Origin of the sequence: Acidovorax sp. NPDC077693 (assembly GCF_044542805.1) — a bacterium.
Classification (GTDB): domain Bacteria; phylum Pseudomonadota; class Gammaproteobacteria; order Burkholderiales; family Burkholderiaceae_C; genus Acidovorax.
Genome location: NZ_JBITVD010000011.1, coordinates 163,450 through 187,368, shown reverse-complemented (window position 1 = coordinate 187,368; position 23,919 = coordinate 163,450). Strand labels below are relative to the sequence as shown.

At 60.7% G+C, this 23,919-nt stretch carries 23 protein-coding genes and 1 pseudogene; 16 read left to right on the top strand and 8 right to left on the bottom strand.

Translation table 11 applies throughout. The features are described from left to right. Positions 1 to 7: 7 nt before the first annotated feature. The 4 genes and pseudogenes from ACIGHN_RS17170 to ACIGHN_RS17155 all read right to left on the bottom strand — a co-directional run. Entirely contained in the window at positions 8 to 2,176 is a 2,169-nt protein-coding gene (locus tag ACIGHN_RS17170) for a DEAD/DEAH box helicase (RefSeq protein WP_396505292.1), read from the bottom strand. Continuing rightward, positions 2,176 to 3,030 (bottom strand): DUF1837 domain-containing protein, encoded by an 855-nt coding sequence (locus ACIGHN_RS17165; protein ID WP_396505291.1) that lies wholly within the window; start codon positions 3,028 to 3,030, stop codon positions 2,176 to 2,178. Before ACIGHN_RS17165 ends, ACIGHN_RS17170 begins: the two co-directional genes overlap by 1 nt. A gap of 269 nt (positions 3,031 to 3,299) precedes the next feature. Beyond that, complete coding sequence (locus ACIGHN_RS17160) at positions 3,300 to 3,500, bottom strand: hypothetical protein (protein ID WP_396505351.1); 201 nt, start codon at positions 3,498 to 3,500, stop codon at positions 3,300 to 3,302. Positions 3,501 to 3,569: 69 nt separating this feature from the next. Continuing rightward, a pseudogene (locus ACIGHN_RS17155) lies at positions 3,570 to 3,647 on the bottom strand (hypothetical protein); the annotation flags it as partial. 164 nt (positions 3,648 to 3,811) lie between these two features. On the opposite strand from ACIGHN_RS17155, the gene ACIGHN_RS17150 reads away from it, so the two are divergent. From ACIGHN_RS17150 to ACIGHN_RS17130, 5 genes are all read left to right on the top strand, one after another. Further along, positions 3,812 to 4,123 carry an HU family DNA-binding protein gene (locus ACIGHN_RS17150; protein ID WP_235105350.1) on the top strand — a complete coding sequence of 104 codons (312 nt, stop codon included), beginning with the start codon at positions 3,812 to 3,814 and terminating at the stop codon, positions 4,121 to 4,123. A gap of 99 nt (positions 4,124 to 4,222) precedes the next feature. Further along, complete coding sequence (locus ACIGHN_RS17145; protein ID WP_396505290.1) at positions 4,223 to 4,675, top strand: helix-turn-helix domain-containing protein; 453 nt, start codon at positions 4,223 to 4,225, stop codon at positions 4,673 to 4,675. A 272-nt stretch (positions 4,676 to 4,947) separates the two neighbouring features. After that, complete coding sequence (locus tag ACIGHN_RS17140; protein WP_396505289.1) at positions 4,948 to 7,494, top strand: TerB N-terminal domain-containing protein; 2,547 nt, start codon at positions 4,948 to 4,950, stop codon at positions 7,492 to 7,494. Beyond that, positions 7,491 to 8,795, top strand: a complete 1,305-nt coding sequence (locus ACIGHN_RS17135) for an ATP-binding protein (protein ID WP_396505288.1) — start codon at positions 7,491 to 7,493, stop codon at positions 8,793 to 8,795. The genes ACIGHN_RS17140 and ACIGHN_RS17135 overlap by 4 nt, the downstream gene beginning before the upstream one ends. Before the next feature lie 14 nt (positions 8,796 to 8,809). Then, the gene (locus ACIGHN_RS17130; protein WP_396505287.1) at positions 8,810 to 11,011 is read left to right on the top strand and encodes a DEAD/DEAH box helicase; all 2,202 of its coding nucleotides are present in this window, start codon (positions 8,810 to 8,812) and stop codon (positions 11,009 to 11,011) included. Between the two features lie 80 nt (positions 11,012 to 11,091). Here ACIGHN_RS17130 and ACIGHN_RS17125 read toward each other — a convergent pair whose 3' ends face one another. Further along, positions 11,092 to 11,904: a GSU2403 family nucleotidyltransferase fold protein gene (locus tag ACIGHN_RS17125; RefSeq protein ID WP_396505286.1), complete on the bottom strand. Its 813-nt coding sequence runs from the start codon at positions 11,902 to 11,904 to the stop codon at positions 11,092 to 11,094. A gap of 5 nt (positions 11,905 to 11,909) precedes the next feature. Further along, on the bottom strand, positions 11,910 to 13,046 hold the full coding sequence (locus tag ACIGHN_RS17120; RefSeq protein ID WP_396505285.1) for a hypothetical protein: 1,137 nt from the start codon (positions 13,044 to 13,046) through the stop codon (positions 11,910 to 11,912). Between the two features lie 313 nt (positions 13,047 to 13,359). On the opposite strand from ACIGHN_RS17120, the gene ACIGHN_RS17115 reads away from it, so the two are divergent. From ACIGHN_RS17115 to ACIGHN_RS17105, 3 genes are all read left to right on the top strand, one after another. Further along, positions 13,360 to 13,623: a helix-turn-helix domain-containing protein gene (locus ACIGHN_RS17115; RefSeq protein WP_396505284.1), complete on the top strand. Its 264-nt coding sequence runs from the start codon at positions 13,360 to 13,362 to the stop codon at positions 13,621 to 13,623. A gap of 1 nt (position 13,624) precedes the next feature. Continuing rightward, a complete protein-coding gene (locus ACIGHN_RS17110) occupies positions 13,625 to 14,965 on the top strand; it encodes a type II toxin-antitoxin system HipA family toxin (RefSeq protein ID WP_396505283.1) in 1,341 nt (446 codons plus the stop codon). Between the two features lie 241 nt (positions 14,966 to 15,206). Then, complete coding sequence (locus ACIGHN_RS17105; protein ID WP_198403248.1) at positions 15,207 to 15,545, top strand: AlpA family phage regulatory protein; 339 nt, start codon at positions 15,207 to 15,209, stop codon at positions 15,543 to 15,545. A gap of 467 nt (positions 15,546 to 16,012) precedes the next feature. On the opposite strand, the gene ACIGHN_RS17100 is transcribed toward ACIGHN_RS17105, so the two are convergent. Together ACIGHN_RS17100 and ACIGHN_RS17095 are read right to left on the bottom strand one after the other, a co-directional pair. Continuing rightward, positions 16,013 to 16,717, bottom strand: a complete 705-nt coding sequence (locus tag ACIGHN_RS17100) for an alpha/beta hydrolase (protein ID WP_396505282.1) — start codon at positions 16,715 to 16,717, stop codon at positions 16,013 to 16,015. Positions 16,718 to 16,935: 218 nt separating this feature from the next. Next, positions 16,936 to 17,151 carry a hypothetical protein gene (locus ACIGHN_RS17095; protein WP_056419348.1) on the bottom strand — a complete coding sequence of 72 codons (216 nt, stop codon included), beginning with the start codon at positions 17,149 to 17,151 and terminating at the stop codon, positions 16,936 to 16,938. Positions 17,152 to 17,752: 601 nt separating this feature from the next. Between ACIGHN_RS17095 and ACIGHN_RS17090 the strand changes: the two genes are divergently transcribed. The 8 genes from ACIGHN_RS17090 to ACIGHN_RS17055 all read left to right on the top strand — a co-directional run bounded on the left by ACIGHN_RS17090 (position 17,753) and on the right by ACIGHN_RS17055 (position 23,916). Continuing rightward, the gene (locus tag ACIGHN_RS17090) at positions 17,753 to 18,016 is read left to right on the top strand and encodes a hypothetical protein (RefSeq protein ID WP_056419351.1); all 264 of its coding nucleotides are present in this window, start codon (positions 17,753 to 17,755) and stop codon (positions 18,014 to 18,016) included. 150 nt (positions 18,017 to 18,166) lie between these two features. Continuing rightward, positions 18,167 to 18,478 (top strand): hypothetical protein, encoded by a 312-nt coding sequence (locus ACIGHN_RS17085; protein ID WP_396505281.1) that lies wholly within the window; start codon positions 18,167 to 18,169, stop codon positions 18,476 to 18,478. Positions 18,479 to 18,686: 208 nt separating this feature from the next. Continuing rightward, entirely contained in the window at positions 18,687 to 18,890 is a 204-nt protein-coding gene (locus ACIGHN_RS17080; RefSeq protein ID WP_156370483.1) for a hypothetical protein, read from the top strand. Between the two features lie 456 nt (positions 18,891 to 19,346). Beyond that, positions 19,347 to 19,817, top strand: coding sequence for a Spy/CpxP family protein refolding chaperone (locus ACIGHN_RS17075; RefSeq protein WP_056419361.1), 471 nt, complete (start codon positions 19,347 to 19,349; stop codon positions 19,815 to 19,817). Between the two features lie 15 nt (positions 19,818 to 19,832). Beyond that, on the top strand, positions 19,833 to 20,327 hold the full coding sequence (locus ACIGHN_RS17070) for a hypothetical protein (protein ID WP_396505280.1): 495 nt from the start codon (positions 19,833 to 19,835) through the stop codon (positions 20,325 to 20,327). Between the two features lie 9 nt (positions 20,328 to 20,336). Beyond that, on the top strand, positions 20,337 to 21,029 hold the full coding sequence (locus ACIGHN_RS17065; protein WP_396505279.1) for a response regulator transcription factor: 693 nt from the start codon (positions 20,337 to 20,339) through the stop codon (positions 21,027 to 21,029). Continuing rightward, positions 21,026 to 22,438 (top strand): sensor histidine kinase, encoded by a 1,413-nt coding sequence (locus ACIGHN_RS17060; RefSeq protein ID WP_396505278.1) that lies wholly within the window; start codon positions 21,026 to 21,028, stop codon positions 22,436 to 22,438. The genes ACIGHN_RS17065 and ACIGHN_RS17060 overlap by 4 nt, the downstream gene beginning before the upstream one ends. 512 nt (positions 22,439 to 22,950) lie before the next feature. Beyond that, entirely contained in the window at positions 22,951 to 23,916 is a 966-nt protein-coding gene (locus ACIGHN_RS17055; protein ID WP_396505277.1) for an ABC transporter substrate-binding protein, read from the top strand. Positions 23,917 to 23,919 lie beyond the last annotated feature (3 nt).

The following is a 23,919-nucleotide window of genomic DNA, read 5'->3' as shown; positions in this document are numbered from 1 at the left end:
CTTCGCTCTAAATAGATTTCTTGACGTCTTCCACGAGCTGCCGCTCGAATTGACTCAGCTGGGGCACGGTCTCCAGGCGCAGTGCAGCCAGCTTGCGCAGTGATGCATCCAGGGAACCACCGGCCGCCAGCCTTGACTCAAGCTTCTTCGCTAGCGGGAAGGGCAAGCCGTACTCATCGAGGGCGCTCAAGGCTGGGTCTGAGAACAGGCTCTCCAGCTGACCGACGTAGGCGGCGTAGTTGGCGAGCTTGGTCCGGCCCTTGCGCTGAGCTACTTCGTGGTGAATCCGGCTGACCGCCATGGCCAGTTTGGGGAAGCGGTAGGTTGGCCACTGACGGATGAACTCCAGCACATCCTCGACCGCGTCGTCGGGCTCCTTTTGCTTCTTGCCGTTCATCTCATTGGCTATCAGCTCCTTCAACGGGGTGTTCCGGAGCTGCCACAGCCGGAATGCCAGCTGCCGTCCTGAGCTGACGCCATTCACGCGGCCGCTTTCGTGGACAAGATGCTTCCAGATGACCTCGCACAGCAGCACCAGCTGCTCCCAGTCCGGGAACCCCGACCATCCCAGTTCATTCAGCGTCCGGGGTGTATCCAGGATGTGCCTTGCGAGCGAGAGCTGATCCGCCGGCTCGATGCCCGAGTTCTGACGCAGAACGTCCCAGCTCAGAATCTGCTGCTGCCTCAGCGGCTCCAGGCGCTTGCTTGCAGCCTCTGCTAGGTCCGGCTCCTCAATCTGGATCAACAGGCCGTCCGTCGCCAGATTCTCCTCCTGAGAGAAGACAGGTATTTCGACGAAAGGCAGGTTGGGCTGCGGCGGGTCTTCGAAGACGAAAACCTTGCCAATGAAGTGCTTGAACATCCGGCCCGACCGGCCGCGGATGTTGTTGAACGTGAAGTAGTCCAGGGTTCGGGCGGGGGCGCCAATCTTGTGGTCAAAGATGACGACGTTCTTGGCCTTCGTGTTGACGCCTTCGATCAGCGTGGAGGTGCAGACAAGGAAGTCCAGCTCGCCTTCGTTGAACCCTTTGACGCTGAGCTGTGCCAGCGCTCGCGGCATACGCCCGTGATGCATACCGACGCCGCTCTTGAAGCCTTTGACGAGGGTCCAGTCAGGGTGGTAGTGCTGAGCAGTCCACTTGGCTGCGTCCGCCATCCCAATCTTCCAGTTGGGGCGCTCTTTCGCCAGCAGCTCGGTGACCTTGCGCACACGTCCCGGTGACGAGCAATAGACCAGCGTGGGGCCCTTCAACTCCCTACACAGCGACAGCAGCCGCTCCATCTCCTGCCCGGGCTGTGAGGTGACAGGGATCAGCTCTGTCACGACGGTGGCGAAGTCGGTGCGGATGAATTGGCTTCGGAAGCGCTGGGGGAAACCCGGTGGCACGCCGTCGATGTTCGGACCGAGCAGGTAGAACTGCTTGGCCTTCTTAGTCAGCTTATAAAACGCGTGGTTGAGCGTCATCGCCCGCTGCGCGTCCCCTCGAGGGTCCAGCTTGTAAAACTCATCTAGGACGAATAGGTCGATGTCCGGCAGGTCGGGAAAGTCGACTGCGCGCTCCTGCGTCAGCACGAAGACGTTCTGCCGGGCTAGCGCTTGGCTTGCATGGGTGATGACTTTGTGCGTCTGCTTGTATGCGACCAAACGCCGGCGTGTCTCGTCGATGAGAGCGATCGTCGGCACTACGATGACGATGTTGGAGAACTTGCCGGTGTCGATGAGCGCGTCGATGAGGGTGCTCTTGCCGAAGCTGGTGGGCGCGCTCAGGATGACGCTCTCACCGTTCAGCAGCAGGCGAAACACCTCTGCTTGAACCCGGTGGAACACCAATCCCTTCTCGCTCTCCAGATTCTCTTCCTGCCCGTCTTGGAGCTCGCCCGCCATGACTGAGGGTCGATGAAGCTCGCGCGCGATTGCGTCCTTGAGCCCCAGCTCTTTGGCGTCCAGGTACGGGTAAAGACCCAGGTGCCGCACCAGGCCATTGAGCATGTCACCGCAGTTCCGAAAGGCTTCGCGCTGGTCAAGCGCACGGAGAACAAGCTCCTGCACGTGCGGCTGTGCAGATTCCTGGACGCGGCTCGCCTGCCAGCACAGTGACTGAAGGATCTCGAATGCGTTGTCTGGCTTCGCTTCGCCAGCACGAAGGATCCGGGTGACCTCGTTCTCGCTGAGCATCACTGGAGCCTTTTCAACTCGCCGTCAAGCTGCTTGACCAAGCTCGCCTTGGAGTTCAATGGAATGACGAACAAATGGACGCGGACCGGCAAATTCATCGGCTTGAGCTTTGCACTCAGCTTCGCTTGAATCGAACTTGCCTCCGCCTTCAGCGCTTGAACATACTGCGCCGTTGTCTTGGTATGGCTCTTTAGGGCCGCGCTGTCGTAGGTGATTAGCACCGGGACGCACGCGGCGTCAAACACCTCGTCAATCGAGGTGTTCTTATGCAGCAGTTTCGAAAGCTTCGCGTAATGAGGCGACGACTTGTCGAGCTTGTTTGCGATCAGCGCGACCTCGTTCTCCATATAGTTGATGCGCGTGTGGTCCAAAATCTCCTTGGCAACATCTCTAACCGCGCTCGTAGCGTTGTCGTAGAACTTCACCTCACCAATCCAGAGCTCGAGCTTCCCCCCAACCTCGACCACGTGGACGGCGTCGTAGCCTTTCACTGTTCCGTTCACGGAATCTTTCCAGTACATCTTGCTAATCGCCGGCACCGATTGGTAGATTTGGCGCAACGCGATGTGTAGAAAAAGCTCACCGAACTCGCCGCGATGCTTGTACTTGTCGGTCTGGTAGACAAGTCCAGCAGCTTTCCGGATCAGACGAAGAGCGTTTCCAGGCTTAAGCTGGTCGAGTTCATCAGCGGCGAGGCAAAACTCCGGCAGCCACTCCATAGCGTGTTCCGCAAGAGCCTCTCCACGCCACTTTGTGCCCGCATACCCGGCGCAAAGGGCAGAAAGAGTCGGGTCCAGTGTTAGATCACTCGCAGCAATGGTGAGAAAAGGATCCGGCGGAGCAGGATACGGCATGTACGAAGGCTCTAGGAGTCTGGATTACTTATTGTCTACTACGTGTCCACCTGTAACGGTCAATTTAGGTTGATCCCTCTCAAGATGAGTATGAACACTCGCGGGGACATCTGGCCGCTGATCGCGATGTTTGGTTTCATGGTTCTCCAGCTTAGGGTACGTCCCGCCAAGAGGCCAATCCATATGGGACTGGACCCACGCTGTCGGCCGGTGCAGTGCCACCAGTGCTATGAGCCGCACGAACGATTGGCGCAACCATCAATGGAAGGCTAAGCGTACTGCGGGTGGCCGCTGCCATCGCGCTCGGACAGCTTTAGATAGACATGGCCGCGCACCCGCGCCTCGACCACCTCCACCAACGTCCACACCCCTTTGGAAAACGCTTGGGCCACGGTACTGGCTACGCCGTTGAGCAGGCGCGAGAGCGGAATGCCCTTGGCGCGGGGGAGGGCGAGTGCCCCTTCAGACAAGGGCAGGGCCAGATCCGTGGATGAAGGTGAGGGCGGGGAGGGCGCCTCTATGGGTGTCGGCAGCCACTGGGCGAACACCGCCAGATCCCGCCCCTCATCGACATACCAGCGGTTGACCGCGTCATCGAAGCGCGCGCCCAGGCGCCCAGCGACTTGGCGGCGTCTTTCTGCGCGAAGGGAACGTTCAGGTACTGCCGGGACATGGGAAATCAAGGGACTGCCAGGCAGCGCCATTGTGGTCCAAGGGGCCGGGGCCACGGAGCGCATCGGCTATAAACCGGGATTCACCACTTCTCACAAGCATCCACACCATGAACCGCGCCGACCTCGTGGCAACCCTCGCCGCAAAGAACGACCTCTCCAAGACGGCCGCCAACGCCGTGCTTGACACGCTGATCGAGACCATCCAGACCGCCGTGAAGAAGGGCGATGCCGTGCAACTGGTCGGCTTCGGCACGTTCAAGGCTGCCAAGCGCGCTGCGCGCACTGGCAAGAACCCCTCCACGGGCGCTGCCATCAAGATCCCAGCATCCACCGTACCCAAATTTGTGGCCGGTGCGAAGTTCAAGGCCGTGGTGGACCCCAAAGCCGCCAAGCGCAAGGCCGAGAAGGCTGGCAAGTAAGCAGCCAGGCCGATCCGCAAGCCGCCCGTGTGCAATAGCCCCGGGCGGCTTTTTGTTGGAGCCGCGAAGCTCCAAACCTTCTACAGATTGGGTGAAACGATGACCGCTTTCTCCGACGCATTCCGGGCCGAAGTCCTGCGCATGGCGCGCAAGGAGATCAAGGGTGAACTGGGCAGCCTGCGTAAGACCGTCACGGCGCAGCGCTCCGAGATCACTGCGCTCAAGCGGGATGTGAAGGACCTGGTGTCGCAGGTGAAGGGGTTGCACAAGGCTGCTGCCCGTCAGGCCGCTCCGGGCGATGCGCTGGCCCAGGATGCTGAAGCTCCGGCACGTCACGGGCGACGTTTCCTATTCAAGGCCCAGGCGCTGGCGGCCAAGCGAGAAAAGCTGGGTCTTTCGCCGCAGGCCATGGCGGCGCTGCTGGAAGCCTCGACGCTCTCCGTGGCTCGATGGGAGGGCGGGAAGGCGATGCCGCGGGCGGCACAGCTTGAGCGCATCCAGGTGGTATTGAAGATGGGGAAGCGGGAGGCGTTGGCCCAGTTGCAGGAGTGAGGCCTTTTGAGGGGGATGAAACCTGGCTGCGGTTTCCCTAGGGTTGCTTGAAAGCCTTGAGCAGAAACTCGGGGACAAACGTCAGATTGCCCTTTGCCCCCAACGGCTCAAAAGTGTCTAGGAATGCAGGGGCGATTCAGTCTGCTCTGTGCACTTAGTAGTTGGACAGCTTGCGTATGCCCGAAATCTTTCGCTCTGCAGATGACAATCTGTTACCGTGATGCACTCTTTTGGGTCGGCGCAGATGCGCCTTTCAATTGCGAGGGAACGGGATGGCGGAAAAGACAAAGGCAAGTAGCGGTGTTATAGCGGCCATAGCCGCATTGGTTCTTTGTATCGTTTTCCCCCGAAGCACATGGGGCTACATCGTTTTCATCGTCGGCGGTATTTGGGCCTATCGAGTGTTTTTTTTCAACGCGTCGAAACAGCCGATTGCTGACACGCCTTCTCGAGCCAAGACGGCCACCGCAACGAAGACATTGGAAGCCTCGGCCCGAGCAGCGTCGCGAGCTGAGACGCTTCAAGTGTCAGAGTCCAGCTCACCGCCCGCCTCAGTTGTTGCAACCTCTAGGTTCGTCCCAGATGACCACCCTGTGTCATTGGCCCAGAAGGCACCCATGTCGACAGCTGCCGTGCCACCGCACCCAGCACCTCCTACTGTCCCCCGGCGATTCGTGGATGACGATGCTCCGGTTTCTGTCGTCGCAAAGGAGCCTTCAAAGCCAGCACACTACGCGATACCTCCTGCGCCAACTCAACCTCAGGCCTACACAGGGCCTGGGCGCTGGATACCTCCGGGAGAAGACGTCGTCATTGGAGATAGCCACATCAGCGGGGGGATGATCTATGTGGGCAGAGACCTGAAAGCCCTCTCGGGCTCAACTGACCCGTGTCTTATCAATCCCGCGCTGTCCATCGCTGCGCACGCCAACATCAGCGAACGTGAGTTTGGCTATTGGCCGTCATACTCTGAAATCACGCCGCGTGCTCGCAGGGCCTACCTGAGCTGGCTGGCAGAAGGGCGGCGCGACCCCGAAGCCGATATCGGATACGTCTTTCTCTTCTTCTACGGCCTGGAGCGCAGGGCCATTGCAGAGGGATTGAAGGACGCGCAGGCGCAGAAAGATTGGCCCCTGATTGCGCAGGAGATCCGCAGACTCCTTGAGATCTACGGCGAAAAATCCTTTTCTTTCAAGCGCTATGCCAGCGAGCTTTTGAGTTGGCTGGAGGTATCCCATTACTCCAAGACGCTCTACAACGAACCCGTTCCGTCTTTCCCGACGACCTTCGAGGTGCCGCTCTACATTCGCCTTGCACTTGGCCTCGCCGCAGTGGATGGAGTCCCAGTGCCAGCCCATCTCGCGTTGGCTTGGGCACGCCTGGACCCGGCCAGCTATTTGCGAACTTCAGCGACCAGGTGCGCAGAGCAGTTCGACAAGCTTTTCCAGCAGCGCTACGCGGAAACCTTCAAGCCGGGCATCGTTCTTCCCCGCAATAAGACCAAATTGAAGCTGGTGTACCAACCAGCATCTGCTGGTTTCAGGGGCGTCAACGAGATCAAGCTGACCTTCGGTGACACGCCGGATGTGACAGTTCTGACCGCTCCACAAAAGCAGCTGAAAAAGATCGTAGACGCTGTCACTGACCAGTTGGATCCCTACAGCCGATATCTCGGCCGCAACCCAGACAGTCCCAATGCGCTGGAAGGTCTGCTGTTGCTGCCGCCAACAGTTTGGCCTGACGCGGCAGGGGATGCCTTAGGGGCTCTGCGGGACAGGGTCTCGGAAGGCTTCGTTGTTATGAAGCTTCAGGAATTGCTTGATCTGTTCCAGGCGAAGACTGCTTTGAACAAAGAACGTGCATTGACGCTGGTCAAGACACTGGAGACTGTTCAGATTGGCATGGAACCTGACGTCCTGGGTGGAGCAAGGACACCAAAAGGCGCAGACCATGTGGTGCTGTATTCGTCCGTGGAATCAAGTGATGCTTCGGCCCGAACGGCTGCCTACCAGGCGGCGACGCTTACGCTCCAGTTGGCGTCTGCCGTTGCCAGTGCCGATGGGGAGTTCAGTGACCACGAGATGGAGCATCTGAGCGATCAGGTCCAAGCATGGTCGCATTTGACTGCCAGTGAGTCGGCCAGGCTGCTAGCGCATCTGCGTCTGTTGGCTGTGGAGCCCGTCTCCCTGGCTTCCCTCAAGAAGAGGTTGGATCCGCTTGACGCGAAGTCCAAGGAAACGATCGCTGCCTTCATGGCAACCGTTGCCCAAGCGGATGGCACGGTGACGCCGGCGGAAGTGAAGATGCTGGAGAAGGTCTACAAAACGCTGGGACTTGATACCAAGAGGGTCTTCACAGACGTGCATGCTGTTGCGGCCGGAACAAGCCCTCAGCCAAGCATCTCTGCGCAGCCTGCGGCCAAGGGTTTTCAGCTGGACACGGCAAAGATTGCTGCACTGCAGAAGGATTCCGAGCGCGTGTCCGCATTGCTGGCCGATATCTTCAAGGAAGAATCTCCGCAGCCGACCGTCGTAGCAGCCGTTCCCGAGGCGGCACCCCCTCTGGACGCCGAGGCCGCAGCGGCTACGGGTTTGTTCGGTCTGGACGAGGCACATTCGGCTTTTGCACGCATGCTGTTGTCGCGGCCACAATGGACTCGCGAAGAACTCTTGGATGTCTCCTCAGACTTGGACCTGATGTTGGATGGTGCCCTGGAGCACATCAATGAAGTGTCGTTTGACACCCATGACATACCGTTCACTGAGGGCGACGATCCTATCGATGTGAACCCTGAAATTCTGGAGAAGCTGGAAGCATGAACGCACCCATTCGCCCCAAAGAGCGTGACGCAGTTGTTCAATCCCTGCGTGCAGGCGTCGTCCCTCGAGCAGGACAGCACCTCATCCAGGTAGGGCGCATCCGTGAGATTGAGACCTTGGTGAGCGACATGGTCCGCGTGGCCGATGGCGGTTCGTCGTTTCGCCTGGTCATCGGCGAATATGGCGCGGGTAAAACGTTTTTCCTGAATCTGGTCCGCTCCATCGCGATGGAGAAGAAGCTGGTCGTGGCCAGCGCCGATCTGAACCCTGACCGTCGGCTACACGCCAGTGGTGGGCAAGCCCGATCTCTCTATGCTGAGTTGATGCGCAATCTGGCAACTCGTACCAAGCCCGAAGGCGGGGCTCTGGGAGGCATTGTCGAGAAGTTCATTGCCACCGCCAAGGCTGAGGCCAAGGAGGGGGGTAGGTCGACTGAAGATGTCATTCGCCACAAACTGGAGCACCTGACGGAGCTGGTCAATGGGTATGACTTTGCAGACGTCATTGCTGCCTATTACCGCGGCTTCGAAGAAGGCAATGAACAACTGAAGTCTGACGCTGTGCGCTGGCTGCGCGGTGAGTTCACGACCAAGACCGATGCAAAAGCAGCCCTTGGCGTGCGCACCTATGTGGACGATGCTGCAGTCTATGACCAGCTCAAATTGATGGCCAGGTTCGTGAGGCTTGCGGGCTTCAGCGGGTTGCTGGTCAGCCTTGATGAGCTGGTCAATCTCTACAAGCTCGCCAATGCGCAGGCGCGTAACTCCAACTACGAACAGATTCTGCGCATCCTGAATGACTCGCTGCAAGGTACGGCAGTTGGACTGGGTTTCACCCTCGGAGGAACACCCGAGTTCCTTCTGGACACTCGGCGCGGTCTCTACAGCTACCCCGCACTTCAAAGCCGTCTGGCCCAGAACACGTTTGCCAGCAGTGAACTCGTCGACTTCAGCGGCCCCACGGTTCGACTTTCGAGCCTGAGCCCCGAGGACTTCTACGTACTCCTCCAGAAACTGCGCCACGTCTATGCGGCAGGGGATACAGCGAAGTACCTGTTGCCAGACCAAGGCATTGCGAGCTTCATGGAGCACTGCTCCAAGCGCATCGGTGAGACCTACTTCCGGACGCCTCGCACCACCATTACTTCCTTCATCAACCTTCTTGCGGTCTTGGAGCAAAACCCAGGCACTGAATGGCAAACGCTGCTTGGCGGCCTGGAGGTGGCGGCTGATACAGGCGCAACAGGAGACCTGGCTGTGGAGGTTGAGGAGGGTGACGAGTTTGCCTCCTTCAAACTCTGAACTCTGAGCGCTGCATGTCCGGGGCGAGTTCGTCTTTTCACCTTCTTGATGAGCGCATTCAGCGATTCATTTGGGCGGAAGGCTGGGAGTCATTGCGGGACGCCCAGGAGCAGTCCATTCCATTGCTCATCCATGCCGACCGCGATGTCATCGTGGCAGCGGCGACCGCAGCAGGTAAAACCGAGGCGGCTTTTCTGCCAGCGCTCACGCATCTATTGCAGAGCGAGGAACCTCGGCTCATCGTCTACATTAGCCCGCTGAAGGCCCTCATCAACGACCAGTTTGGTCGACTCGACAAGCTCTGCGAGCAGCTGGATATCCCCGTGTGGCCATGGCATGGCGACATTGGTGCGACGTCCAAGGCCAAGTTCTTGAAGAAGCGGCACGGAGTGCTGCTCATCACTCCAGAGTCCCTCGAGGCATTGCTGTGCAATCGAGGGACATCTATTGCGGCTGTGTTTCAGATGACCGCATTTTTTGTGGTCGATGAGCTGCATGCGTTTATTGGATCTGAGCGAGGAAAGCAGCTTCAATCCTTATTGCACCGCATCGAGAATGTCCTGCGCCGCAAAGTACCTAGAGTGGGCCTCTCGGCCACCTTGGGTGACATGGGCCTTGCCGCTGATTTTCTTCGGCCAGGACATGGAACTGGCGTCAGCATGGTCGTTTCTGCCTCTGGGGGAAATGAACTCAAGATCCTCGTAAAGGGATATGAGGAGCCTTTGGTTGTGTGGCAGGGTGGTGAGGAAGAGGCGCCCGAGCCTGCCACGCCCGGACTCATCGCGGCGCACATGTACAAGGCGCTGCGAAGTTCCAACAACCTTGTGTTCCCAAACTCCCGGCGCGAGGTTGAGCGCTACACCAATCTGCTGAACGGCCTTTGCGAGCGCAACAAAGTGCCTCAGGAGTTTTGGCCGCACCACGGTAGCCTATCCAAGGAGATCCGGGCAGAGACCGAGGCAGCCCTCAAGCAGAAGGAAGTGCCTGCCACTGCCATCTGTACCAATACCCTGGAGCTGGGGATCGACATTGGGGCGGTCAAGAGCGTTGTGCAGATTGGACCGCCGCCCTCAGTCGCCAGTTTGCGTCAACGACTGGGAAGGTCTGGGCGGCGAAAGGGCGAACCCGCTATTCTGAGAGGCTACTGCATCGAGGGCGCGATTGATGTGCACTCGGGCTTTGGCACGAGATTGCGCCTGGGACTGGTGCAGACCGTTGCCATGATTTCTCTCTTGCTTGAAGGCTGGTTTGAGCCGCCTGTCACGCAGGGCGCCCATCTCTCCACGCTGGTGCAGCAGATGTTATCCGCCGTAGCCCAGAACGGTGGTGCCACGATTGGTCAGTTGTACGCACTGCTGTGCGCTACGGGAACACCGTTCGAGGGAACGACCAAAGAAGACTTCATGTCGCTGGTACGTCACCTGGGAACAAAAGAGCTTTTGGTTCAGGACTCATCTGGGTTGCTGCTGCACGGCCCTCTCGGTGAGAAGTTCGTCAACCACTACACCTTCTATGCGGCCTTTGCGTCGGACGAGGAGTTTCGACTGGTCGCTGGGACCCGGACTCTTGGTACGCTGCCGGTTTCTCAGATGCTGTCTATAGGGCAGCGGATCCTCTTTGCAGGCAAGACCTGGATTGTGGAAATGGTGGATGAGGCGCAGAAGGTCATCGTCGTCAAACGCGCCAGCGGCGGTGCTCCGCCTTTGTTTTCAGGAGGCTCAGGGCGGGTGCACACGAAGGTAAGGCAGAGGATGCGCGAGCTGCTGGAGTCGACCGAAAGGATTGTGTTTGTCGATGAGGTAGCTCAGCGCTTCCTGGAGGAGGCGCGGTCCAACTTTCGAGCGCTGAATTTGACATCAGAGTGCCTGGTCGATCAGGGACACGAACTCCTCGTAGTCACATGGCTCGGGGATGCCGCCAACGAGGCGTTGGCTTGCTTCATGAATCAGCGAGGCTTCTCTGCAGCACCTTCTGGCCCTGGCATAGAGGTGGTGAAAGGCGGTCACACCATTGACAACATCCTTGACGCACTCCTCGACGCTGCGCTCGTAGAGCAGCCATCCGTGAGCGAACTGCTTGAGGGCGCGAGAAATCTTGAACGAGAGAAATGGGACTGGGCACTGCCTCCTGAGTTGCTCAAGAAAGCGTATGCGAGTCTCAACCTGGACGTTGAGGAAGCCAAGAAATGGGTGACTTTGAATTTCTCTGGTACTTGAACGTACTACCCTTACTTCGGTCCTGAAGTTGAAAGAGACCGGCGTCCATTCTGCAGCGTGAGACGTCGGTGGTTATCAACCTACGATCGCAACATGCGCTCGAAGGCGTAGCTGCACGTTGCCTGGATTTGTTCAGGGGGTAGGTCGCGATCAGCAGGAATACGTGCGGCGTCGCGGATCATGTCGTTGACTTTAGCGAATGTCTGCGTGCTGATCTTTCGCACGTCATCGGCCAGACTACCAAGCGCCGGTGCAACTCGCGCCTTCCAGTGCACATTGAACTCGTCCAGCAGCGCACCGAAGAGTTCGATCGTGTCGTAGATGTACAGCACGTCCTGGGCTCGTTTGTTCGCCGGTCGATATTGCTGAATCAGGAACTTCTGGACCATGAAGCACAAGGGGTGGGCTACCTGGACATCAATTCGCTCCGGCAGTGGAACGCCCTCTTGCTGTCCCAGACTGATGATCCAGGGATCGACCAGAAGGACGTCCAGGTGGCGGATCTTCTGAGCCGAGATCCCAGCCTTCGTCATGGTTGCATCCGCTTCTCCGCTTCGTTTGCGGCCGCTTCCCGCCAAAGGTGTCAGGAACTCGGCATAGAAGCCGCCGGCCTCGTCGCCAAGCGTGTAATGGGCCGCCGGTGGTCGATGGTCGCCGCTCAACTCTTCCTGGAAGCCATGCTGCAGGAGCGATTGCTTGATGTCTCCCTCAATGGGCTCCCTATTTGCAAAGGCGAGGTCCGTGTCACGAGTGAACACAGGCTGATAGTCAGGCCGGTTGGCCCTCGGATCCAGTCGGTGGAGACGATGGCCCCAACCGCCGATGAAGATCAGCTGCTGGCGCCAGGCTGCCAGGGCCTGAACCAGTTTCGCGAAAGCTTCTAGATCGTTCATCAGAGTCAGTTGCCGACGAGTGGCAGGAGATATTTCTTGTAGATCAGACCAGCTTGTTCAGATCCTCTTGTTGGGTGGTTCATCACGTCCAACCATACTTGGAGGATGTCCGTGACCAGGATTCCGTCGTGATTGACGGCTCCCCTGAAGGTGGATTGCGGAAAAGATGCCTGCCGCAAGATCAAGTCTGGTCGATCAGATGGATACGCCATCAACCCTGGCCAGTCCGATGCCCCCACTTTGGGCAGCTTGGGAACATATATATACGGAGGCACACCGCTGACGTGCCCGATGCCCAGCTCATCGGCAGCGGAAAAAAGTCCCAGACAAGCGTTTTTGGAATGGTGGCTTAGCAAGCCTCGAATTTGCTGAGCAGCAGGGGCTCGTAGAAGAAAGCGGCATGGCATTTCCGGACACGCGCGCATCGCGGCGGCGCCCCAACGGCGGAAAAGCTCTTCGCGACGAACGAGCTTCAGATGAGGCGATGAGTCGCTCAGATATCCTTCGCTGCGCAGTTGCTGCAGGAATCGGGAAGCGCTCATGGCGGACACCTGCGCAGCTTCGGCCAGGTCGGATCCGTTCTTGAACTGCCTTTTGGGGGCGTTCAGCAAGCCGCTTGGCAATTCCCACGCCAGGAGGAGTTTCAGCATCCACTGGTTGAGGTCCGAGAACAGGTTGATGGCTTGCGATGGGCGGCGGGCTGAGAGGCGGCTTGGCTCCTCTGGCAATCGGTTCAGCTGCTGGAATACCTCATCACTGAAATATTGTTCGCCGCGTCCCGAGATTATTCCGACAGACACATCTTTCGCGAACTTCTGCGCAAACACCTCCACATGCTTAGCCAAAGACAGAGATGCTTCCGGCACGAAGATGATTGCGAGGGGGAGGGCATTGCCGGACAGCTCGGCTGCAGCTTTGGCTTGGAGAATCGCCATAGAGAGAACCGGCAGCACGCGGTCTGGGCGACCTTCGGATAGTGCCTTGATTTCGACGATGAATCGGTGCTTTCCGTGCCGAATGAGCAAGTCGGCGCTGAGCGAGTCTTCTTGCTGCATCTCCACAGACCAACCGTTGGACCGGAAGAAGTTGGCCACGTACTGCTCTGCATGCACGTGCTTGTTGGGTGAAAGGGGTGCGCGCATATGGTGGTTCTTAACATGGCCATTTTATTTAACATGTCCATGTTGTCAACCGTGGCCATGTTATTCATCAGCTAATTGTGCTGATCAGCTCATCGGGGCTGGTTTTCTCGTCAGCGCAAAAAATGCACCGGGCAGTTCGCTGATCATTTTTGATCAAACATGGCTTGGGCACCATCGAGTGATGAGCATCCATCAGGTTGCATCAGCGCACCTTGAAGCGCATTGTGTTTACCAGAATTAGTTGACTTTCAGGTATTTGACTAATATCTGTTTTTGAGATATTTTGCGTTTATCTGAATTCCAGGTATCAACCATGGCGTCGACATCACATCCGCTGGTCACTGCCGGCCAACTGGGGACGATGCTGCAGGCCGCGCGTAAGGCGCAGGGGTTGACCCAGTCGGCGTTGGCCAGCCGTATCGGCCTGAGTCAGTCACGGGTCTCTCATTTGGAACTCAACGCCCATGAGCTGAGCGTGGAGCAACTCCTTGCATGGTGTGCCGCGCTGGGCCTGGAACTGGCCGTTGGGACCCGGGGTAGCGCGGCGGTATCGGCGGCGCCGACCACGGATTGGTGACATGGGACGTCGATCGCACAGCCGCAGCCTGTCTATCTGGACCAACGGTGTCCGCGTGGGCCGGTGGACGATTCCCGCTCGCGGGGAGATGGTGTTGCAGTACGACGCGGATTGGCTTGCTGCCGATATCGGCCGGCCGCTGTCGTTGTCCCTGCCGTTCAACCTGCAGAACCTGCCGGCCAAGGGGGAAAAGGTCTCCAACTACTTCGACAACCTGCTTCCGGACAGTGACGCGATCCGTCGCCGCGTGGCCGAGCGATTCCGTACGGGCTCGACCGAACCGTTCGATTTGCTGAAGGCCATCGGGCGCGATTGCGTGGGTGCCGTCCAAATCCTGGATGAAGACGAGGTGCCCACCGGTTTCGATCGAATCGAGGGCGAGCCCCTGTCCGAGGAGGCTATCGAGCGGCACCTGATCGAAACCGTTTCGCCGCAGGCCTTCGCTGCGGGCCGAGACCCGGATGCCGATTTCCGCATCTCGCTGGCCGGTGCGCAGGAGAAGACGGCTTTCCTGTGGTGGGGCGAGCGATGGCTGGCGCCGCGTGGTGCCACACCGACGAGCCACATCTTCAAGCTTCCGCTCGGCCTGATGGGCGGGCGGCAGATGGATTTCAGCACGTCCGTCGATAACGAGTGGCTGTGTTTGCGGCTGCTGAAGGCCTATGGCTTGCCGGTGGCCGATGCCAGCATTGCGACCTTTGGTGGGCAGCGCGTGTTGGTGGTGGAGCGGTTCGACCGGCGCGTGGCATCCAGTGGGCAGTGGCTCATGCGTCTGCCGCAGGAAGATTTTTGCCAGGTCGAGGGCTGTTCGCCATTCCGCAAATATGAGAACGACGGCGGCCCAGGGCTCAAGGCGTTGTTTGGCACGCTGCGGCAATCGGTGAATGCCGAAGCCGACATGAAAACGCTGATGGCGGCTCAGGTGTTGTTCTGGTTGCTGCGAGCACCCGATGGCCATGCCAAGAATTTCAGTATCCAGCTTCTGCCACGCGGGCGTTTCCAGTTGACCCCGTTGTACGACGTAATGTCGGTCTATCCGGTGTTGGGCAATGCTCCGAACCAGTGGTCGCCACATGAAATCAAGTTGGCGATGGCCTTGCTTGGCAAGAACCGGCACTACGAGATGCAAGGTATCCAGCGAAGGCACTTCAATAGCACCGTACAGAAGGTCGGATATGCCTCGACCGCCGAGCCGATCGTCGAAGAAATCCTTGCCCGGACTCCAGCGGCCATCGCCGAAGTGCAAGCCGAATTGCCACAGGACTTCTCACCACGCGTTCTTGACGCCATCCTGGGCGGACTTGAGCAGGCGGCCCGAACACTCGGTGGGATGCCGCCGTAAGCGGTAGAAGAGGGGGGGCAAGCGCGCTTGGATGTAGTGTCTCAACAGGTTGTGCATCCGAATGGGTGTTGGCGCTGGAGTTGCCCCGCTTCGGGATCACGGAGAAATCCCACCGGATGAACAGCCATGGGAGTATTTGCCCTGATGCGCTGGGCTGCGCCTGCATGGATGGAATGGGTCGGATGTCCCTGGCACTCTACGGAATCGGCGACAGGTGTCGCAGGATCGGAAAGGGAGTCATATGAGACCAACCGCACAGAATCGCAAGGACCGCGGGAACCAACGGGAGGCTGTCGATAGAGAAATCACCGACCGTGCAGCCCAGTTGATGAGGCAGGCGTTGTCGCTGCTGGAGAGTGGTAAGTCGATACGAAGGCCGCCTTTGGAAGATGGAGGCGACGAAGACCGCCTGTTGCGGTTGCCAGAGGTGCTGCGCTTGACGGGGATGTGCCGCTCGGCCCTTTACGACCAAATGGCGCGAGGGCACTTTCCGGGGTCCATCAAGATCGGGCAGCGTGCGACCTCATGGTCAGCCAAGGCAGTACGAAACTGGATAGCGCAGCGTGTGGATGGCCTGTAGCCGATGGGGCAATGTAGCCCTTGTTGACGATGTGGCGGCGGCGTCTTGGGCTGCCAAAATTGATCGGTCATGGGGCCGTCTGCATCCACAGTTTTTCACGCGGCAGCTCATGGTGAACAAGGTGGGGGAACAAACGGGGGAACAAGTCAAAAAATAAAAAAACGAAATCCAGCTTCTATGCGGGTTTACAGCTTTCATTCAATTGACGCCAGCTACCATACAAGACACCGCCACACTCTGGAGAACCCAGGCTGTGGCGGTTTTTCTTTGCCTATCGACAAAACTGCTTGGCACGATCGGCGTAGGTAGCCTCGCCGCGTCGCGTGCGGCCGCTCCAGCGTTGTGTCAGCGGCGCTGTTTTTTAGTTGCAACCGCCTCAACGAGGACGGGGTCGCCACCACCTCGGATCACACTGTGCTGAACGCACTTCGCGATAAAGCCTTGGCCGCCTCCTGCCACAGCATCATTCAAGGAAAAAAGCGTTTCAACGCCTCTTCGAACGCCGGAACATCGGCACCCACGTGCGAGGTGTTGTACTCGGCTTTGAGCAGCGCCAGACCGGGCAGGCTCTGCGCGGACATCTGGTTGTACAGGGGGATGCCAATCAGCGGATGGTTTCCATTGCTGGCACCGGCAATGAACAATGTGGTGGGGAGCGGCTTGCCCTCTATCGTCTTTTCAAATCCCAGCACGCCGGCGGGGCTGGAGTATTCACCCACGCTGCACTCCGTGGAAAGGTAGTGCGAAAAGCTGGGCGGGCGGCCGGCCTGTGCCTCCAGCACCAGGGCGGCCACCACAAAGTAACCGCCGTGTGACAGCCCGGACAGCGCGCGGCGCTTGGGGTCTGCGCGGTACTGGCTTTCGATGGCGGGCACGAGTTCCTTCACGATGAAGTCGAGGTATCTGGATGCCCCGGGCTGAAGGAAGTCTGTAGTGCGCCACGCAGTACCGCCAATGCCGACCAGGATTGCCTGCGTTCCCCGGCGCTGCATCACTTCCTTGAAGGTATCGAATCGCGATCGATTGGGCCCACCGCTCCCCGGCGCGGCCCCGCCATAAGGCGCATCACCCTCCGTGGCGTAGATCACCGGCAGTGCCGCGGTGCCGCCCGCGTAGCCTGCAGGGATGAACACCTGAATGGAATAGGTGCTGCCGGTCGATGCGGACTTCATGGAGGAGTTGACGACTTGTCCCACTGTTTCGGGCGGCGGAGCGTCGGGGCCGGAGGAGCCCCCGCCGCCACATGCGCTCAAGGCGCCTGCCAATGCGCCCCCCAGTGCCGCGGCCAGTGCAGCGCGCCGCGCGGGTTGGAATGATCCCTGGTGCATGTGTGTCTCTCCCTGTAGAGAGGGATTCTGGCACGCAAGCGTGGCAGTACCTGCTGCGCACGCTAAGCCTCGCTCAGAATGCCGTTGACCATCAGCTCCAGGAGTGCGGCACGCAGGGCGTCTTGCGGATCGTGGACATCGGTGACCGCGCCACGCTCCACCCATATGGCGCGGCCGTCAAAGTTGTAGTCGGTGGCCTGAAGATGCCGGACGAGGGCTTCGACCTCCTGGAAGTCCTTGTCCGATATGTTCCTGGCGAGGGTGACAGTGATACCCATGGCAATCCTGTAAGGCCAGCGTTGCGAAATCCAGGGTGATAGCCTGATGGAGCATGCGCCCGTTTGTCACGCCCAGGGCTCATCGTTTACCAGTGTCGCGGCCAGGCTGACGTGGGGGCGGTGATTTGTGTCACTGCGCACGCGAAAGGTGGGTGGTGCTCACATTCGCTCAGCACTGACCGTCAAGCGCCGCCAACAGTGACGCCGCTGATGTTTCGGGATCTCTACAGACCGGCGATGGCGGCTGCCAATGCCACCGCCACCACTTGCACGCCGAAAAATATCACCAGGATGGGCATTGCATCTCCTCGGGGAAAACGCCAATCCTACAAATGCGAATGATTCTTGTGACTGCCTTTTCTGCTTGCGACGATGTCAGACTCATCCTACGCAAAAGGCCATTTCCGGCATGTTGCTGACCCAAACCGCCAATGGCTGTTCAGTGAGTGTGGGTTTAGGCAACAGACGCTGCATGCCATCAGCGCAGCTCCGCCATTGGGAAGCAGCCTGTTTGACCGCTATCTTGTAGCGACGTGTATCAATTCTTGAAGCTGCATTTGCAGCGCCGCAAAATCGATACTCGTTCACGCCGGAGGCCGCCATGCCAATGGAGTATTTGAGACAACTCGAGCGCGACGAGCTCCCACTGGTCGAGTGGGACGTCGTCAACATCGACAAACTGCGTGTCCTGCATGCTGCAGGAATGGTGGAGGTGCAGCTTCCACCCGTGGATTCACCCTGCCAAAAAGCCCAGGTTCTGTACGTCACGGGACTGGGTTGTGCCACGCTCCGGGCCCATGGCGCAAGGATGCGAATGTCCCGCCGCAACCCCGCCCAACGCGATCTGGAAGCGTCCTTCGACTAGTGGTTGCAGCAGGCCTGCGACTGGGACGCGGTGGTCGGCACGGAGCATCTGTCCTACAAATTGATGCGCTGCACAAGAATGGTGTGCACGAGGGAGCTGTCTCTACCATGGGTCATCCGTAACACTGGCATGGCCAGGCGAAAGGCACCTATGAGCAGCAGTTGGCACAAATTGGCCCTCGGAAACGACGACCAGGCATTCGAACCCACCTTGCGCATCCAGCAGATGTTCATGTCCAAGTTCCTGATGTGCCGTCCGGGTTCCGGCCGCGCGCTGTTTTCTTGCTACGACAAGGAAAACGACAACCTCTGGCTCTACTTTTCGCCGGCAGCTGAAGACATCGCTGTGCGCGTATACGCCGAGCCGTGCGACCCGCCCACGGCGCTGGACTGCATCGGGTTGCTGGCGGGCGAGGGCGATGCGTTGGGAATCGAGGCGCCAGAACTGGCAAAGGCCGCTTGAACGCATGGCGCCTTGACAGCGGAGGCGTCATGTACCAGGGGCGAGGTGGAGTCGTGCAGGTACTGGCCGGTGATCGTAGGCATATTCCTACAACCTGCCGCATGACGTTCTGACATCGCCGCGCATGGTCCGATGCGCCAATGACTTTCTCTAAGCGCAATCCAAGTGCATTGCGCAACCCTTCCAAATTCGTTGCGAGGATTTCATCATGTCGTTCTCTGCTTTTTCTTCGTCCCACCATCTGGAAGCTTGGCCTGAGCTGCCGTCGTTTCAGATGGGCCAGCCTTCAGACCGGGTTGAGCAGCGTCAGCAAACGGACGACCTGCGATCGCTCTATGGCGACGGCCACGGCGTCGAGCGTGAATTGCAGTTCTCCGACCTGGGCTGTCGCCAAACGCAGGCAATGGGCTAGCCAGCCCTGTTTCATCCGCCTTCAGGGCGCACTCGCCTTGGTTCCCACTCTTCACATTCGAGGGCACGGCGCCTCCCACTACCAGGCGCGCATATTCAGGGGCCAGGAGTTGATCGGTGAGCCCAGTGTGCACACCAGTGTGGAGCATGCCATTGCGGCACACGCAGCCGGGGCGGGGCTCGCGGGTGTCACGGGTTTTCATCTCTGGTATGAGGGCTGCACCGTAGGCGCTGTGCCTCTGACACAAATGCGCGACCAAGCCCACAGCCTCGCACAGAGGCTGATCGTTTTGACCGCCGTGATGCGGTAGCTGAACCCTCGCGTCGCCCATGCCACCGCCTGCAGGCCACGGGCGATACAAAGCGAAATAAACCGAAACTGCGCCGAGACCACCTCGGCCTGCCTCCGCGGCACCATCAGGGTCATGTTCAACACCGTCCGTGAAAGGACTGCATCATGAAACCCTGGATCAAGAAAACCCTGGTGGGATTGTTCGGCGCTTCGATCATGGTGGGTGGGCTCACCGCTTGCTCCAGCGGCCACCACTACCGCCAGGGGGCCATGACGCCTGAAAAGATGGCCGAGATGCGCGGCAAGGTGGTGGAGCGCGTGAGCAGCAAGCTCGATCTGACCGATCCACAAAAACAGAAGCTGAATGTCTTGGCGGACAAGCTCGAAGCGCAGCGCACCGCCTTCATCGGCAAGACGGCCGACCCGCGTGCAGAGGTGCAGGCCATCATGGCGGGCGACAAGTTCGACCGCACCCGCGCCCAGGCGCTGATGGACGAGAAGACCCGCGCAGTGCAGGCCAACAGCCCCGAGGTGATCACGGCGCTGGCAGACTTCTATGACAGCCTGAACGCCGACCAGCAGCAGAAAGTGCGCGAGCTGATGCAGCGGCGCAAGGGCTGGATGGCCCGCGGCTGAGGCAGGGGCATCGACATGTCTCCACTGCTGCAACCCATCCATCAACTCGCAGGGCAGCTGCGTGAGCATGGCCCCGCACTGCTGGCGGGCATGCCCGAGCCGCACGACGAACTGATGTCCCTGGTGTGGGGCCCCCGGTTTGACCGCGAACACGCGCTGGGCCTGGTGGCGCGCCAACCGGCGGGCGCTGCCCACGCACTGCCTGCCTTGCTGGCCGCGGCGGATGCCTTCGATGCCCTGCACATCCCCGTGCAGCGGCGCTTGCGTGACCTCATCCGCCGGCACCGCGCATTGAGCGCAGTGCCGCAGGAAACACAGGCCGACGACCGCTACGGCGATGAGGCGGTTGCCGGCTGGCAGGGCCACCACGCAACGCCCACCGGCCAGCCTGCGATCGCTGTGCGCGGACAGGAGCGCCTAGATTGGGGCATGGCCGAGGAAGCGGGACAACCCTGGAGCATTGCGCCCAGCGGCCACCAGCCCCTGGCTGGACGCACCCTGCCAATGTAAGAATCGCGCATGCACCGCATCCTCCTCATCGACGACGACGAACAGCTCGGGCCTCCGCTGACCGTGTATTTTCAGCGGTTCGAGCTGGAGCTGACCCATGCGCTGCGTCCCAGCGACGGACTGGCACGCCTTGCGGCGGGCGGCTTTGATGCTGCCATCCTCGATGTCATGCTGCCCGAAATGGATGGCTTCGAGCTGTGCCGCACCATCCGCAAGCAGGGCGACCTGCCCGTGGTGATGCTCACGGCCCGGGGCGAGGTGATGGACCGCGTCGTCGGGCTGGAGCTGGGGGCGGACGACTACCTGCCCAAGCCCTTCGAGCCGCGCGAACTCGTGGCCCGCCTGCAGACCGTGCTGCGCCGCCGCCGCGCGCCGGGGCAGGGCGGCGGCGACACGGGCGTGCTCGAGTTCGAGGGCCTGGTGATCGATGCGGCGCGCCGCAGCGTGCTGCGCCAGGGCACCACCATCGAGTTGACCGGCACGGAGTTCGACCTGCTGCACCTGCTGGCGCGCGATGCTGGCAAGGTCTTCAGCCGCGACGACATCCTGAACCAGCTGCGCGGGCACGAGGCCGAGCTGTACACCCGCGCGGTCGACATCGTGGTCAGCCGCCTGCGCAAGAAGCTGGAGCCGCTCGACTGCATCAAGACGCTGCGCAACGCCGGCTACTCCTTGGCCCTGCGGCGGGCAGCCGCGCCATGAGGTGGCAGCGACGGCTGAGGGCAGAAGACATTCCCGGCGTGGAGCACGACTGCCCCTGGCACCGCCGCGCAAGCCGGGCGGTGGGGTACTCGCTGCGCATCCGGCTGGTGCTGGTGTTCATGGCATTGGCCGTGACGGTGGCCATCGCCTTCATGGGCGGCGTGCAAAAAGCCGTGTCGGTCGGCTGGCGCGAGGCTGCGCGCCCCTTGCTGATGGACTACGTGGACCGCCTGACCGCCGAGATCGGCAACCCGCCCAGTATCGAGCGCGCGCAGGCCATTGCCAAGCGCCTGCCCATCACGCTGCGCATCGACGGGCCGGTGGTGCACTGGGAGTCCCACCCCGACCAGCCGCGCCCGGACTGGATGAGCGACAAGTTCCAGCGCGAGGACCACTGGAACGGCCACGGCAGCGACGACCAGGGCCGGCGGCTCTTGCAGCGCATCACGGCCGACGGGCACAGCATCGAATTCGGGCTCAACGCGCTGTCGTGGGACAAGCGCCCGCGCATCGCGTGGGGCACGCTCACCGTGCTGCTGCTGCTCACCGCGCTGGCGTATGTGTATGTGCGCCATCTGCTGCGGCCGCTGGACGACATCCGCATGGGCGCCCAGCGTTTTGGCGAGGGCAACTTCGCGCAGGCCATCCCCGTGCGGCACGCCCACCGGCCCGATGAGCTGGGGCAGCTGGCCGCCACCATCAACACCATGGGTGACGACATCCACCAGATGCTGGAGGCCAAGCGCGCCCTGCTGCTGGCGATGAGCCACGAGCTGCGCAGCCCGCTCACCCGGGCCCGCCTGAACACCGAACTGCTGCCCGAAAGCCCCGAGGTGCAGACCCAGCGCCTGGCGCTGATGCGCGACCTGGGCGAGATGGCCGGTCTCATCACCGACCTGCTGGAGAGCGAACGCCTGGCCGGCCGCCACGCCGCGCTGCACCGCGAACCCACCGACCTGCCCGCCCTGGCGCGCGAAGTGATCGGCGAGCTGGGCAGGCGCCACGCCACTGCAGCGTCGATCGTGCTGCATGCTGGCGGGCAGGAAGAGGCCCTGCAAACGCTGTCGCTCGACCGATCCCGCCTGCGGCTGCTGCTGCGCAACCTGCTGGACAACAGCCTGCGGCACAGCGACCCTGCAGCGCCTCCGCCCGAGCTGTACCTGCGGCGGGTGGATGCCGCGGTGGAGATCGAGGTGCGCGACCACGGGCCGGGCGTGCCGCCCGAACACCTGCCGCATCTGGCCCAGGCCTTTTACCGGCCCGACACCGCGCGCCAGCGCACCACCGGCGGCGTGGGGCTGGGGTTGTACCTGTGCCGCCTGGTGGCGCAGGCGCATGGCGGCACGCTGCAGATGCGCAACGCGGAGCCCGGCCTGTCGGTGACCGTGCGGCTGCCAATCGTGGGTTGACGCCTGAATCGCCAGCCCGCCGCAGCTGCGGCACACCGTGGTTAACGAACTCGGCGCAAGGCGCGTGCGAACCGGCTTGGGGTCTGGGCACGTGCGCAGTTCGCCGCGGCGCGGGGCGCCCTAGCTGCCTTCGGGGGCCGGCCTCCCGGGGCAACGGCGTGGGCTTTGCACGGCGTTGGTGCGCGCCGCGCACACGCCGCACCGTCCCGGATGCCTTTGCGCAAATTCAGTGTTTTGAAAAGCTTCTGAAGAATACCTGCCTACCGCTTGATGGGTCGGCCTGGATAGCTATCGAATGTGTAGCAAGTTCGCGTTGGGGGCGTTCTGCGACGTTCTCCACCCCCGCCTTGGCCCCGTTCTTGCTGATGCAGGTGACCCCGCTCTCAAATGGGTCACGCCTCTAGCGTTTACCCTGTATATACAGGTATGCTCGGGCTGTCATCATGGCGGCTGCAAGCGGGTGCGACCCGGCCGGAGTGGGCAAAGGTACTTTCTTCAAACAGGAGCAGATGATGACTCGATCGGTTGTGAAATGGACGTCGCTGGCGGCAGCCGCGGCTTGCGTGATGGCGGTGGCCGCACCGGCCCAGGCGCAAGAGACCAAGATTGTGCTGGGCATGTCCGGCTGGACCGGCTTTGCGCCGCTCACGCTGGCCGACAAGGCGGGCATCTTCAAGAAGAACGGCCTCGATGTGGAGATCAAGATGATCCCGCAGAAGGACCGCCACCTGGCCCTCGCCTCCAAGTCCATCCAGTGCGCCGCCACCACGGTCGAGACGCATGTGGCATGGAATGCCAACGGCGTGCCCATCGTCCAGATCTTCCAGATGGACAAGTCCTACGGCGCTGACGGTATCGCGGTGCGTGGCGACATCAAGGGCTTTGCGGACCTGAAGGGCAAGACCATCGGCGTGGATGCGCCCGGCACCGCTCCGTATTTCGGCCTGGCCTGGATGCTCAGCAAGAACGGCATGAGCCTCAAGGACGTGAAGACCACCACGCTGTCGCCCCAGGCGGCCGCGCAGGCCTTCGTGGCGGGGCAGAACGACGCTGCCATGACGTACGAGCCGTACCTGTCTACCGTGCGCGACAACCCTGCCGCGGGCAAGATCTTGGCCACCACGCTCGATTACCCCATGGTGATGGACACCGTGGGTTGCGACCCCACCTGGCTCAAGGCCAACGGCAAGGCCGCGCAGGCCCTGGCCAACTCGTACTTCCAGGCGCTCGACATGATCAAGGCCGACCCGACCAAGTCCAACGAGATCATGGGCGCGGCGGTCAAGCAGTCGGGCGAGCAGTTCGCCAAGTCGTCGTCCTTCCTGCGCTGGCAGGACAAGGCCGCCAACCAGAAATTCTTTGCCGGCGAGCTGACCACGTTCATGAAGGACGCCACGGCCATCCTGCTGGAGGCCGGCATCATCCGCAAGGCGCCAGAGGATCTGAACGTCACCTTCGACGCGAGCTTCATCAAGTAAATC

Bases quoted from the DNA above. Each gene is read 5' to 3' on its own strand.
- ACIGHN_RS17080 (WP_156370483.1), top strand. From the start codon at position 18,687: ATGTCGTTCTCTGCTTTTTCTTCGTCCCACCATCTGGAAGCTTGGCCT.
- ACIGHN_RS17105 (WP_198403248.1), top strand. From the start codon at position 15,207: ATGAGACCAACCGCACAGAATCGCAAGGACCGCGGGAACCAACGGGAG.
- ACIGHN_RS17090 (WP_056419351.1), top strand. From the start codon at position 17,753: ATGCCAATGGAGTATTTGAGACAACTCGAGCGCGACGAGCTCCCACTG.
- ACIGHN_RS17115 (WP_396505284.1), top strand. From the start codon at position 13,360: ATGGCGTCGACATCACATCCGCTGGTCACTGCCGGCCAACTGGGGACG.
- ACIGHN_RS17120 (WP_396505285.1), bottom strand. From the start codon at position 13,046: ATGCGCGCACCCCTTTCACCCAACAAGCACGTGCATGCAGAGCAGTAC.
- ACIGHN_RS17140 (WP_396505289.1), top strand. From the start codon at position 4,948: ATGGCGGAAAAGACAAAGGCAAGTAGCGGTGTTATAGCGGCCATAGCC.
- ACIGHN_RS17055 (WP_396505277.1), top strand. From the start codon at position 22,951: ATGACTCGATCGGTTGTGAAATGGACGTCGCTGGCGGCAGCCGCGGCT.
- ACIGHN_RS17085 (WP_396505281.1), top strand. From the start codon at position 18,167: ATGAGCAGCAGTTGGCACAAATTGGCCCTCGGAAACGACGACCAGGCA.
- ACIGHN_RS17135 (WP_396505288.1), top strand. From the start codon at position 7,491: ATGAACGCACCCATTCGCCCCAAAGAGCGTGACGCAGTTGTTCAATCC.
- ACIGHN_RS17125 (WP_396505286.1), bottom strand. From the start codon at position 11,904: ATGAACGATCTAGAAGCTTTCGCGAAACTGGTTCAGGCCCTGGCAGCC.
- ACIGHN_RS17150 (WP_235105350.1), top strand. From the start codon at position 3,812: ATGAACCGCGCCGACCTCGTGGCAACCCTCGCCGCAAAGAACGACCTC.
- ACIGHN_RS17075 (WP_056419361.1), top strand. From the start codon at position 19,347: ATGAAACCCTGGATCAAGAAAACCCTGGTGGGATTGTTCGGCGCTTCG.
- ACIGHN_RS17130 (WP_396505287.1), top strand. From the start codon at position 8,810: ATGTCCGGGGCGAGTTCGTCTTTTCACCTTCTTGATGAGCGCATTCAG.
- ACIGHN_RS17100 (WP_396505282.1), bottom strand. From the start codon at position 16,717: ATGAAGTCCGCATCGACCGGCAGCACCTATTCCATTCAGGTGTTCATC.
- ACIGHN_RS17145 (WP_396505290.1), top strand. From the start codon at position 4,223: ATGACCGCTTTCTCCGACGCATTCCGGGCCGAAGTCCTGCGCATGGCG.
- ACIGHN_RS17065 (WP_396505279.1), top strand. From the start codon at position 20,337: ATGCACCGCATCCTCCTCATCGACGACGACGAACAGCTCGGGCCTCCG.
- ACIGHN_RS17170 (WP_396505292.1), bottom strand. From the start codon at position 2,176: ATGCTCAGCGAGAACGAGGTCACCCGGATCCTTCGTGCTGGCGAAGCG.
- ACIGHN_RS17110 (WP_396505283.1), top strand. From the start codon at position 13,625: ATGGGACGTCGATCGCACAGCCGCAGCCTGTCTATCTGGACCAACGGT.
- ACIGHN_RS17060 (WP_396505278.1), top strand. From the start codon at position 21,026: ATGAGGTGGCAGCGACGGCTGAGGGCAGAAGACATTCCCGGCGTGGAG.
- ACIGHN_RS17165 (WP_396505291.1), bottom strand. From the start codon at position 3,030: ATGCCGTATCCTGCTCCGCCGGATCCTTTTCTCACCATTGCTGCGAGT.
- ACIGHN_RS17095 (WP_056419348.1), bottom strand. From the start codon at position 17,151: ATGGGTATCACTGTCACCCTCGCCAGGAACATATCGGACAAGGACTTC.
- ACIGHN_RS17070 (WP_396505280.1), top strand. From the start codon at position 19,833: ATGTCTCCACTGCTGCAACCCATCCATCAACTCGCAGGGCAGCTGCGT.